The sequence below is a fragment of the Gilliamella sp. Pas-s27 genome (assembly GCF_009795865.1).
In the GTDB taxonomy this organism is placed as follows: domain Bacteria; phylum Pseudomonadota; class Gammaproteobacteria; order Enterobacterales; family Orbaceae; genus Gilliamella.
In genome coordinates this window covers 15,352-26,853 of the sequence record NZ_WTEW01000005.1, presented here as the reverse complement: position 1 = coordinate 26,853, position 11,502 = coordinate 15,352, and the positions used below count along the sequence as shown (strand labels likewise).

9 protein-coding genes and 1 CRISPR repeat array are annotated in these 11,502 nt (G+C 35.4%); of the genes, 5 read left to right on the top strand and 4 right to left on the bottom strand.

The window, feature by feature from the left end; genetic code table 11:
- Positions 1-23 precede the first annotated feature (23 nt).
- The 3 genes from GQ589_RS03160 (at position 24) to GQ589_RS03150 (ending at position 4,938) form a co-directional block, all read left to right on the top strand.
- The gene (locus GQ589_RS03160; RefSeq protein ID WP_160411859.1) at positions 24-1,355 is read left to right on the top strand and encodes a CoA-disulfide reductase; all 1,332 of its coding nucleotides are present in this window, start codon (positions 24-26) and stop codon (positions 1,353-1,355) included.
- 110 nt (positions 1,356-1,465) lie between these two features.
- On the top strand, positions 1,466-2,887 hold the full coding sequence (locus GQ589_RS03155) for a cation:dicarboxylate symporter family transporter (RefSeq protein ID WP_160424552.1): 1,422 nt from the start codon (positions 1,466-1,468) through the stop codon (positions 2,885-2,887).
- Positions 2,888-3,383: 496 nt separating this feature from the next.
- Positions 3,384-3,712: a CRISPR direct-repeat array (repeat unit 28 nt; unit sequence TTTCTAAACCGCCTATACGGCGTTAAGG).
- 581 nt (positions 3,713-4,293) lie between these two features.
- Positions 4,294-4,938, top strand: a complete 645-nt coding sequence (locus GQ589_RS03150) for a WG repeat-containing protein (protein ID WP_160424550.1) — start codon at positions 4,294-4,296, stop codon at positions 4,936-4,938.
- Positions 4,939-5,235: 297 nt separating this feature from the next.
- Here GQ589_RS03150 and galU read toward each other — a convergent pair whose 3' ends face one another.
- The 3 genes from galU to GQ589_RS03130 all read right to left on the bottom strand — a co-directional run bounded on the left by galU (position 5,236) and on the right by GQ589_RS03130 (position 8,404).
- Complete coding sequence (gene galU / locus GQ589_RS03145; RefSeq protein ID WP_160424548.1) at positions 5,236-6,150, bottom strand: UTP--glucose-1-phosphate uridylyltransferase GalU; 915 nt, start codon at positions 6,148-6,150, stop codon at positions 5,236-5,238.
- 884 nt (positions 6,151-7,034) lie between these two features.
- A complete protein-coding gene (locus GQ589_RS03135) occupies positions 7,035-7,166 on the bottom strand; it encodes an entericidin A/B family lipoprotein (protein WP_202115011.1) in 132 nt (43 codons plus the stop codon).
- Between the two features lie 44 nt (positions 7,167-7,210).
- The gene (locus GQ589_RS03130) at positions 7,211-8,404 is read right to left on the bottom strand and encodes an amino acid aminotransferase (RefSeq protein ID WP_160424544.1); all 1,194 of its coding nucleotides are present in this window, start codon (positions 8,402-8,404) and stop codon (positions 7,211-7,213) included.
- Between the two features lie 441 nt (positions 8,405-8,845).
- Between GQ589_RS03130 and GQ589_RS03125 the strand changes: the two genes are divergently transcribed.
- Positions 8,846-9,133 (top strand): NINE protein, encoded by a 288-nt coding sequence (locus GQ589_RS03125; RefSeq protein ID WP_160411868.1) that lies wholly within the window; start codon positions 8,846-8,848, stop codon positions 9,131-9,133.
- A gap of 383 nt (positions 9,134-9,516) precedes the next feature.
- Here the strand turns inward: GQ589_RS03125 and GQ589_RS03120 are convergent, their stop codons facing one another.
- Positions 9,517-9,900 carry a RidA family protein gene (locus GQ589_RS03120; protein WP_160411869.1) on the bottom strand — a complete coding sequence of 128 codons (384 nt, stop codon included), beginning with the start codon at positions 9,898-9,900 and terminating at the stop codon, positions 9,517-9,519.
- 200 nt (positions 9,901-10,100) lie between these two features.
- On the opposite strand from GQ589_RS03120, the gene ffh reads away from it, so the two are divergent.
- Positions 10,101-11,468 carry a signal recognition particle protein gene (gene ffh, locus GQ589_RS03115; RefSeq protein ID WP_160411870.1) on the top strand — a complete coding sequence of 456 codons (1,368 nt, stop codon included), beginning with the start codon at positions 10,101-10,103 and terminating at the stop codon, positions 11,466-11,468.
- Positions 11,469-11,502 lie beyond the last annotated feature (34 nt).

Genomic DNA, 11,502 nt, shown 5'->3' with positions numbered 1-11,502 from the left:
CTGAGCACTGAGGAGCAAATTAAATGAAAATCATCATCATTGGCGCTCAAGCCGCAGGCGCAAGTGCCGCCGCAAAAGCCAAAAGAATGAACCCAGAGGCAACCATCCGTATTTATGAAAAATCAAATATTGTCTCGTTTGGCGCTTGTGGTTTACCCTATTTCATTGGTAACCACTTTACTGATGCCAATGAAATGATATCTCGAACACCAGAACAATTTCAAAAAGATGGTATTGAAATTAAAACGTTACATGAAGTAATGACGATTGATGTTAATCAAAAAAAATTAACCATAAAAGATCATAATACTGGCCATTGCTTTGATGACAACTACGATAAATTATTACTGGCGGTTGGCGCAAGTCCTATCATACCAGCTTTTAAAAATGATCAGCTAAAAAACATTTTTACATTACGTGATCTGCACGATGGATTAGCAATCAAACACGTATTATCAAACAAAAATACCCAAAATGTTATTGTTGTCGGTGCTGGCTATATTGGGCTTGAAATCGCTGAATCGCTAGTCGCCTTACAAAAAAATGTCAAATTGATTCAATTAGATGACAGAATCCTAGTCGATGCGTTTGATGAACAAATTACCAGCCTAATTGAAGAAAATATTAAACAACATTGCGACCTACACTTGCAAGAGCGAGTTCTTAGCTTTGAGGGATCACACAATGTCACCCATGTAATTACAGATAAAGGACGATATCCTGCTGATATCGTTATTATTGCAACGGGAGTAAAACCAAACAGTGATATCTATAAAGATCTTGGCATCAACCTACTTAAAAATGGAGCCATAATCACTAACAGCTTAGGGCAAACCAATATTGCTGATATTTATGCCGCTGGCGATTGCGCCGCGCTTTACCATAAAGTTAGCCATTCAATGGTATATATCCCGCTCGCCACAGGAGCAAACAAGCTTGGTAAAATTGTAGGCGAAAATTTAGGTGGTGGACATTGCGAATATCCCGGCACGATTGGTACTTCAGCGTTAAAAGTTTTTGATATCGAAGCAGGACGCACGGGTTTAACTGAAAACGAAGCCCAAAAAGCCGCAATCCCCTATAAAACTGTCATAGTTAAAGATAAAAATCACAGTAATTATGTTGCTGGACAAACAAGTGTAACAGCAAAACTGATTTATCATGCCGATACGCGCGTGATTTTAGGTGGACAAATAGCGGGGGGGAATGGCGCGGTATTAAGAGTGAACACGTTAGCAACCGCTATATGGGCGAATTTGAAAATTGATGAATTAGCCATGATGGATTTTCTGTACGCGCCACCTTTTTCCAGACCTTGGGATATTTTAAATATTGCAGGCTCAATCGCAAAATAAACAACATTAATATATTTATAGTTAAACATCAAATCACGTAATTAAACATAGCACGTAATTAAACATAGATTGTTAACCAGATAACTGAATTATCAAAAGAGAGGCTAATTATGTCAGATGCCATTTTTCAGGGGACTTTTTTTGAAAAGTTCTTATCAATTACCCATTATCAAACCCTCATTGGTATTGGACTACTTCTCATCTGTTTTTTTGCGGTGATGAAACCGTTACAAGATAAAAAAGTCAATTTTTCAGTTCGTATGTTAGTTGGCTTAATCCTTGGTGCTATACTTGGTCTAGGCATTCAAGCTGTGGCGGGATTTCCTGATGCGGCAACCCTCTGGATGCAGGAAACCGCAACATGGTATGGGCTATTTGGTCGAGCATTTATTGCCTTTATCCGAATGCTAGTAATACCACTTATTTTTGTATCGATTGTTAAAGTGATTATCGACTTTTCGGGCAAAAAAAATCTACCTCAAATTGCATTTAGAGGAATTTTTTGGTTACTGTTTACAACAGCCATTGCTTGTATCATCGGTATTTTGCTAGCGAATCTATTTTCTTTAGGTGAAATAAGCTCAAGCTCTGTACATCAAGCGCAAGCAAAACAATACACCAATATTATTGATACCTTTGTAAATCTAATCCCAAGTAATATTATTGCATCAATGGTAAATGAAAATATTGTTGGATTAGTCATCTTCTCTGCCTTAATGGGGCTTGCCGCCAATAGAATGGAAAAGAAGAATCTACAACCTATTTCACTCTTTAAAACATTTATCGAAGCACTTTACAAGATCGTTATGTCCATTGCGATGACGGTTATTAAATACATGCCTTACGCAGTCATTGCGTTACTGGCTCGCACCATTATTTCTAATGGAATACCGGCCATTATTCAGGTCTCAAGCTTTGTTGCCGCCATCTATATTGCCACATTGATTATGTTAATTGTGCATATTGCCATTGTTTCGATTCATGGTATTTCACCAACTATGTTTATAAAAAAAGCGCTAGGAACATGGTTATTAGCCTTTACTAGTCGCTCATCAGTTGGCTCATTACCAATGACTATCTCAACGTTAACCATTCGAATGGGAGTGAATACCGGCACTGCAAATTTAGTCGGCTCACTTGGCAGTACAATGGGAATGAATGGGTGTGCAGGTTTTTTCCCTGCTTTACTTGCCGTGATGGTAGCCCATATGGTTGGCATTGAAACAAATATCCAATTTTATATTATGCTTGTCATTGTGGTCGTTATTGGTTCAATCGGCATCGCCGGCATTCCCGGCACAGCAACAGTTGCCGCAACTGTTGTTTTATCGGGGATGGGGATGGCCGAATACTTCCCATTAATTGGAATGGTTTTAGCCGTGGATCCAATTATTGATATGGCAAGAACTTTAGCTAATGTATCTGGCGCTATGACAGCCGCAGTGGTAACCGATCGTGAAATTGGCCTTATGGATATGGGTGTGTATAACGATCCGAATATTACTCTTGAAAATGAGTCGTCAGAGGTTTGATAGCAATGAGGAGGTTGTTCTAAGCTGATGTTAGTGTTGATTTTGCTTGAAAAGAGTTAAATAAAAACTTCAATAAAATCAATACCTTTCCTAACTGATTTTTTAGCGGAAAATCAGGCCTTTTTTTGTTTTTGTGAATAGAATAAATTAAGTGCGGTGGTTTCGGACGTTTTGACCTTTGGGTGAATAAAATGGCCACAGTGACCACGTCCGAGCCAAGGGAATTTAAAGCGAATTCCCTTAGCAATCCCACGCTTTGGCTGCAGAATGTGGCCTTCGGCAATACTCGTATCATCCTGATACTCGCCTCTACGAGGCCACCTTCGCTATGCTCAGGTGTTCAAATTTGTTCCAGACAAATTTGTCAAGCGCGCCACAAACTCGCCAAACATCCCTGTTTGGCGTGCTAACCTCGCTCTGTTGTCGGCACATTCTGACGCCTGAATAAGGCAGATAGTATAGCCGATTGTTTTTTAATTATGTGATTAATTTTATTTTTTATTGCCGCCTATACGGCGTTAAGGATGAACAAAAGCAAGGTTATCTTGGCGTTGATTTTCTAAACCGCCTATACGGCGTTAAGGTCTGTGTTTTTTTATCATCAGGCGGTAACGGTTTTCTAAACCGCCTATACGGCGTTAAGGTTACCGGAGCCAGTGTTAGTGGAATGGGGACATTTCTAAACCGCCTATACGGCGTTAAGGGAATGGCGATAGCTACGAAAACGTCACTGACTTTTCTAAACCGCCTATACGGCGTTAAGGTAGTTCTTTTTTTTATATATATGATTGGTAGGGTTTCTAAACCGCCTATACGGCGTTAAGGTAGAACTCAAGATTTGATAAATCTCGTTATATAAAGATAAACAACAATTTTGGCTTTGAAAACCCTTTTTTTAAGCTGTTTTCTAATGCATTGATTTTATTTAATTTTAAATTATCGTAAAAAAAAGGGTTTGTAGAGGTTTATATTCAAAAAAACGGATAGAAAAAACTTTAATAAAATCAGTACCTTTCCTGACCACTTTTTTGCGATTAAATGCAGTTATCCAGAGTGTGCTTTTATTGGTTTTACGGGTTTGTTAGTTGTTGGTATTTAACGCTAGTTATGCAAGTGGTTGATTTTGCTTAAAAAGAGTCAAATAAAAACTTCAATAAAATCAATACCTTTCCTGACTAATTTTTGAGCATTTGATAGTATGTTTTTTTATAGAAAATTCCCCCAATAAAAAACCTCACACCATTTTCAAAAATCATATTTGAAAAATAACAAGAAATTAACCTTATTTTATTTTAGAATTAGGTATTAATAAAAATAATCATTAATTTCACTATTACCATTATTCAATAAACACTAACCGTTAATAATGAATGATTGGAATTTTGTTAAGGAAAGGAAATAGTTAAGTGATAAAAAAAAGATTAAAGAGCGCTTTATATCTAATAAGTTTGGCTTGCTTTTCAATGTCGTCGTATGCTGATGATGCAAGACTTTATGTGCCTTATAAGAATTTGTTACTTGATCGTAGCGGTAAGGTGATTGTCGATAATGTGCAGGATGAGAATACGATAACGTATAAGGATCATTATTGGATTATACAAAAAAATAATGATGTTTTTTTTAATAATTCTAGGCAAGTTGAAAACTTTGAATATTCTTTTGATAAACAGGGTGATATTTTAACTTTCAAACCCGGTGGGTCGTTGAGGTATTTGGGTAATGAAAGAATTGCTTATTACTATCAAGATACTAAGGCATCAGTTTTAATTGATACCGATGGTCATTTAATTACCCCTAAAGGCGTTTATTATAAAAAAATCTATCCATTTAATAATGGCTACGCTGAAGTAAAAACGCAAGATAATAAACAGGGTTATATTGATTTGCAGGGGCAATTTGTTAGTAAGAATCCCAATGAGCTAAACACCAAATACAATCCTCATTGCCAAAACGTCACCCTCGATAAAATCATGCAGCTGTGTGAAAAAAATATTAGCCACTATATTGTCACTAAAAAAACAAGCTTTAGAAGCAACACAAATAAACTATAGCTACAATTCAACACATTTAACGGGACTATTCGCAATTTACTTATCGCTGTAGTCAATTGCCATTAACTGAACTTATTTATACTAATCGAGCTTTATTGAATTCAAAAGAATTATCTGATTTGCTTAATTTATTAACATTTGAGAAATATCATTATCATTCCAATAAAAGTATAAGGAATTAATATTTTATGAAGTGTAAAAATATTTATCGTTTTTTCCACTATGTATGACATTTATGTTATATGAATAAAAAAGGACGCCATCTGCGCCCTTTTTTATATTGTTAGATGTTCAAAACTAAAGTGTCTTTAACCAAGCTTTAACATCGTTACCCAAACTTTTGTGGCGCATTGCATATTGAACAAAGGTTTGTACATAGCCCAATTTATTACCACAGTCATGGCTACGTCCTTTTATGCAATAAGCATCAACTGGATCTTCTTCTAGTAGCATTGCAATCGCATCAGTTAACTGAATTTCACCACCTGCGCCTAATGGCGTTTTAGCAAGTAAAGACCAAATCTTTTCAGATAATACATAGCGTCCAACTACAGATTGGTTTGATGGTGCTTTGTCAATCGATGGTTTTTCAACAACGCTATACATTTGTGCTACATTGCCTGCTGATAGCGTTTCACCACGGCAGTCAACAATACCATAGGAAGAAACTAACTCTTTTGGCACAGGCTCTACCATGATTTGGCTGTGTTTGGTTTCGTGATAATTATTGATCATTGCAGCTAAATTATCTTGAGTCAAATCACTATCGTATTCGTCAATAATGACATCAGGTAAAACAACAGCAAAAGGTTCATTACCAACCAGAGGATAAGCACATAATACTGCATGACCAAGCCCTTTTGCTAAGCCTTGGCGAACACTTGTTATTGTGACATTTTTAGGCAAAATACCTTGTACTTCTTGCAATAACTGACGTTTAACACGCGCTTCTAGCATTGCTTCTAATTCAAAACTGGTGTCAAAGTGGTTTTCAATCGAGTTTTTTGATGAGTGAGTAACAAAGATAATTTCGGTTATGCCGGCGGCAATACATTCTTTAACCACATATTGAATTAGTGGTTTATCAACAACAGGAAGCATCTCTTTAGGAATGGCTTTAGTTGCAGGTAACATACGCGTACCTAAACCAGCTACGGGGATAACCGCTTTTCTTACTTTTCCGCTAACCGAACTTTCTAAATTTAATGTCATTTTATTTCCTTAAAACAAATTAGCCAACAATGGTATTGCTCGTACCTTCACACGGCGACCATTAACAAATGTATTTTTGACTCGTACTGACTTTAATATATAAGCAATCCAAATACAGGTATAAATGATTGCAATAAAACTACTACTAAACATAATAAAGAAGATAGGAGATTTATTACTTTTAATAAAATATAGATATGTATAGATTCTTAAAAGAAAAAATAAATAATTTAGACCTACTTCAAATAAAAAAACAATTTAACACAAATTAAAATTAACCCACCTTTTAATCCTTTAAGTCTTTTCCCTTAGTTATTTTTATTCTTATTTAATAATTGATAAGTCACTAGATTCAATTAGTAAAGGATTATCCCTGTCTTTGGCTAAAGAATCAATAGCGATATAAACGATTTGGCAATTTTGCAACACGGCTTGCCTTACTACAAATTTGGCCTTGCGATCACGCGCTTCTTTTTGTGTTTTGCGAATATAAAGATCATCATATCCATCGTCATATAAAGAAGCGCTTTCTAGTAGGCTTGGCGTTCGCCAAAAAGTTTCTTTAGGATAGTCACGGACTAAAGTTTGTCCCGTTAATTTGCCTTTTATGCCTGCATAATTAGATGGTAAGTGTTGGCTTACTCTACTTTGAGCAATATAAACATACTGATAACTTGGGGTATCTGCTGGGAGGGTATTTAATAAAAACTCAATACCCGATAGGTTTGAATATTAACAATTTTCCATAGTTAAAGGGGCAGTTCGTAAATTTAACGAACCGCACCCAACAAGTAAAAATAATATAACAAAAGACAAACTACGTGGCATTTTTACTCTAAAAAAAGTTAAAATGCTAAAATATTTCTAGACATATATAACCTTAGTTACATTTTATCACTTACTTTTTCGGCAGTACGTGAAATAGCCTTTCCACCCGATTCAACATCTTTCCCAACACCTTTAACAGTGTTACATCCAACAACCAAAGTCGTCATAGCTATACCTAATATTAACATTAACACTTTATGGAACATAAAATATACTCCTTTTAGTAGCATGTTTATTTTAATGCAGCAAATGCTTCTGCCACACGATCAATATTATGGTGATTTAAACCCGCCACACACATCCTTCCACTGCCCACCAAATAAACAGCAAAATGATCTTTTAATTGTGTGACTTGTTCTTTTGTAAAGCCGGTATAGCTAAACATGCCTCGCTGTTTAACTAAATAATCAAAATTACGATTGGGTATAGCAGTTTTCAGTAGGTCGACAAGCATTGTTCGCATTGTTACGATACGGCTTCTCATCGCATCCACCTCTTTAACCCATTGTTCTTTAAGGGTTGGGTTATTTAGTATATAACTAACTAGCTGTGCACCATAAGCCGATGGGCTAGAATAATTGCGACGAACGGTTGCTTGCAGTTGCCCTAATACGAGGTTGGCGACGTTATTGTTATCACATAAAACCGATAAACCGCCAACACGTTCACCATAAAGTGAAAATGTTTTTGAAAACGAGTTACTAATAAAGCCACATAATCCTGCATCTGCCGCCTTTCGAATGGCATAAGCGTCATCGTCAATACTTTCACCAAAACCTTGATAAGCAATATCCATAAAAGGAATTAGATCCCGTTCCTTTAATACTTCAATCACTTTATCCCATTGAGCATGAGTTAAATCAGCACCAGTTGGATTATGACAACAAGGATGAAGTAATACGATGCTTTTAGCTGGCAATTGATTTAATGTTTCAAGCATTGCATCAAATTTTACGCCACATGTTTGTTCATCAAAATAAGGATACTGGTTGACCTTAAAACCCGCACCACTAAAGATAGCGATATGATTATCCCAAGTTGGATCACTTACCCATACTTGAGAGTGTGGAAAATAGCGAAATAAAAAATCAGCACCCACTTTAAGTGCACCCGATCCGCCTAGTGTCTGTATTGTTGCAATACGTTTGTCTTTATAAGCAGCGTGTTGTTCGCCAAATAATAAAGAGCCAATAGCTTGGCAATAGGATGGTAACCCACTCATAGGCAAATAAAGCTGTGCCTCTTGATTGTGATGATAAATATAATCGCGAGCCGTTTTTACACATTCTAATTGAGGAACTATACTGTTTTCATCATAATAATAACCAATACTTAAATTAGTCTTATTATCTCGATTATCATTAATAAATTCAGCGACTAACGATAAAATCGGGTCGCCTGCATACGGCTCTACTTTTTCAAACATATTCACAATCCAGTTAAGACAAAAATAACAATAAATAATTGTAGATTATTGCACCAACTTTATTGGCAATCAATCATTAAATAGCAGTTTAACAACAAATAATTACGTTGATTTTTGGTTAAAAATCATGCTTTTTAGAAAAAATAAAATGTAGGAAAACACCGTTTTTTACACAGAATGATTAAAATAATTCTCTAAAAACTCATAAGACATTAGTTTTGTTTTTATATGTATTTATTATTGTCCATAGTTAAATCAATCAAAGTAACATGTTAATTTAAAAACTTTTTATTGATATTCTTTTTTAGCTACTGTAGCATTAATTACTTACAAAGAGTAAGGATAAACATAGTTGATCTGATATCAATAGGGATATAAGTACTAAAAAATCAACTTAATTATAATCAGATAACATTATGTAATTATAAAATAAGGATGATTATGAGAAATAAAAGTGTAGCTTATTTGTTATGGTTCTTCTTGGGTTTTTGGGGTGTCCATCGAATGTACTGTGGTAAATGGATTACAGGAATCATTTGGTTTTTTACTGCTGGTTTATTTGGTTTTGGATGGTTTTTAGACCTTTTTCTAACTAGTGGCATGGTTGACTATGTAAACTGTATCCACATAAATAAATATGGTCAGCCACCAAATAATATTTCAATTCAAGTTAACAACGTTTGTCATTCTGAACCATCAAATCGTGCTATAAATGAAAAGGATAGGTAATATGTAAGAAAATGAGAATATCTAGTTTTTCGCTTTACAAATAAAATAATTCTTTAAAGCTTCATGAGGTGATTTTATCCAAAATCGCTTGAGTTTTTAATTCTATTCAGTAGAATAAATTTTAGAATTATTCAAAATTACACAACATTTTTTTACCATTAAAATGTGTTTTAAGTGGGTGAAAAAATTTTAACGACCGCATTATCCCAACATATTCCTCTTAAATTCATACTTTTCCTTAGTCTAGATTGTAACAATAAGTGACAATTATTTTCTCTTTACGATATAAGTGCCCTATCTATTGTCTGTGATAAGGCATTAGTTTTGTTTTTTATGTTGCATATTCATTACAGTAGTTTCTCAACTTCCTGTAAAAAAAGCGATTAATTGCTACAAATCACTTCTATTTCGACTTTAGCATCTTTAGGAATTCGAGCAACTTGTACACAAGAACGAGCAGGAAAAGTCGCATTATTTTCAATAAAAAAGGCTTCGTATACCGCATTTACCACAGCAAAATCATTCATATCGGCTAAAAAAATAGTCGTTTTGACAATATTATTCACTTGATAACCAGCAGCGGTAACAATCGCTTTAACATTTGCTAAACTTTGTTTTGCTTGCTCTTTCACACAACTTGGCATTTCACCAGTGCTTGGGTCTAATGGAATTTGTCCTGATGCAAATAACATATTACCTAAATCAACAGCCTGAACATAAGGTCCTATAGCGGCTGGCGCTTTATCTGTACTAATTATTTTTGCCATATTCGATTTTCTCCTTTTTAATCTATTGTGTTATTTAGTTACCAATATGGTGAATATATTTGGTTTTTCTTTTTTTGTTTTACGTTCTCATTTCATCAGGAACACAATTTAGTGTCAAGCTAACGCAAAATTATGATCGTGGGACTTATTGAAATTTTCTGATATCATAAACATAATTTTTTTATTCATTGAGAGTTAATATGTTCGAGAATTTAACCGACCGTTTATCACAAACATTTCGTAATATCAGTGGTCGTGGGCGACTATCTGAAGATAATATCAAAGACGCATTGCGCGATGTACGTATGGCCTTACTCGAAGCTGATGTTGCTTTGCCTGTCGTTCGTGAATTTATTAATCAAGTTAAAGAAAAGTCTGTTGGATTAGATGTTAGTAAAAGCTTAACACCAGGACAAGAGTTTATCAAAATTGTTCAAGCGGAACTTACAGCAGCAATGGGTGAAGTTAACAGTTCGCTTAATCTTGCTACTCAACCTCCAGCTGTTATGTTAATGGCAGGCTTACAAGGTGCAGGTAAAACAACCAGTGTTGCTAAGTTAGCCAAATTTTTAAAAGAAAAGCAAAAAAAGAAAGTGTTAGTTGTTTCTGCCGATGTTTACCGCCCTGCAGCAATTAAACAACTTGAAACCTTAGCTAAAGCGATTGATGTTGAGTTTTTTCCATCTGATATTAATGAAAAACCTATTGATATCGTTAATAAAGCCATTTCACATGCAAGATTGCAGTTCTTTGATGTGCTTATTGTCGATACCGCGGGTCGTTTGCATGTTGATAGTGACATGATGAATGAGATCAAAGCGCTTCATCAAGCCATTAATCCAATAGAAACATTATTTGTGGTTGATGCGATGACAGGACAAGATGCCGCCAATACAGCTAAAGCGTTTAACGATGCATTGCCTCTTACTGGTGTAATTTTAACTAAAGTTGATGGCGATGCTCGTGGTGGGGCAGCATTATCTATTCGTCATATTACGGGCAAACCAATTAAATTCTTAGGAATGGGAGAAAAAACTGATGCGTTAGAGCCATTTTTCCCAGATCGTATTGCCTCACGCATTTTAGGCATGGGTGATGTACTTTCGTTGATTGAGGATCTACAACATAATGTCGATCGAGAGAAAGCCGAGAAAATTGCCAAAAAACTAAAAAAAGGCGATAAGTTCGATTTTAATGACTTTCAAGACCAACTCAAGCAGATGCGTAATATGGGCGGAATGGGTGCTTTGCTAGCTAAATTACCCGGTGTTGGTCAACTTCCTGATCATATCAAAGCTCAGATGGATGATAAAATTACCATCAAAATGGAAGCTATTATTGGTTCAATGACATTAAAAGAACGTGCTAACCCTGAAATAATTAAAGGATCACGTAAACGCCGTATTGCTAACGGTTCTGGCACACAAGTGCAAGATGTTAATAAGCTATTAAAACAGTTTGAAGATATGCAAAAAATGATGAAAAAAATGAAAGGCGGTGGCATGATGAAAATGATGCGCCAAATGAAAGGATTAATGGGTGGAGGTATGGGATTCCCTCCTCGTTAAGGCGTCACAAATTCAAATTTTCAACAGCGATAAC

Coding starts and splice junctions, on each gene's coding strand:
- GQ589_RS03160 (WP_160411859.1), top strand. CDS start 24: ATGAAAATCATCATCATTGGCGCTCAAGCCGCAGGCGCAAGTGCCGCC.
- GQ589_RS03155 (WP_160424552.1), top strand. CDS start 1,466: ATGTCAGATGCCATTTTTCAGGGGACTTTTTTTGAAAAGTTCTTATCA.
- galU (WP_160424548.1), bottom strand. CDS start 6,150: ATGACATTAAATTTAGAAAGTTCGGTTAGCGGAAAAGTAAGAAAAGCG.
- GQ589_RS03135 (WP_202115011.1), bottom strand. CDS start 7,166: ATGTTAATATTAGGTATAGCTATGACGACTTTGGTTGTTGGATGTAAC.
- GQ589_RS03130 (WP_160424544.1), bottom strand. CDS start 8,404: ATGTTTGAAAAAGTAGAGCCGTATGCAGGCGACCCGATTTTATCGTTA.
- GQ589_RS03125 (WP_160411868.1), top strand. CDS start 8,846: ATGAGAAATAAAAGTGTAGCTTATTTGTTATGGTTCTTCTTGGGTTTT.
- GQ589_RS03120 (WP_160411869.1), bottom strand. CDS start 9,900: ATGGCAAAAATAATTAGTACAGATAAAGCGCCAGCCGCTATAGGACCT.
- ffh (WP_160411870.1), top strand. CDS start 10,101: ATGTTCGAGAATTTAACCGACCGTTTATCACAAACATTTCGTAATATC.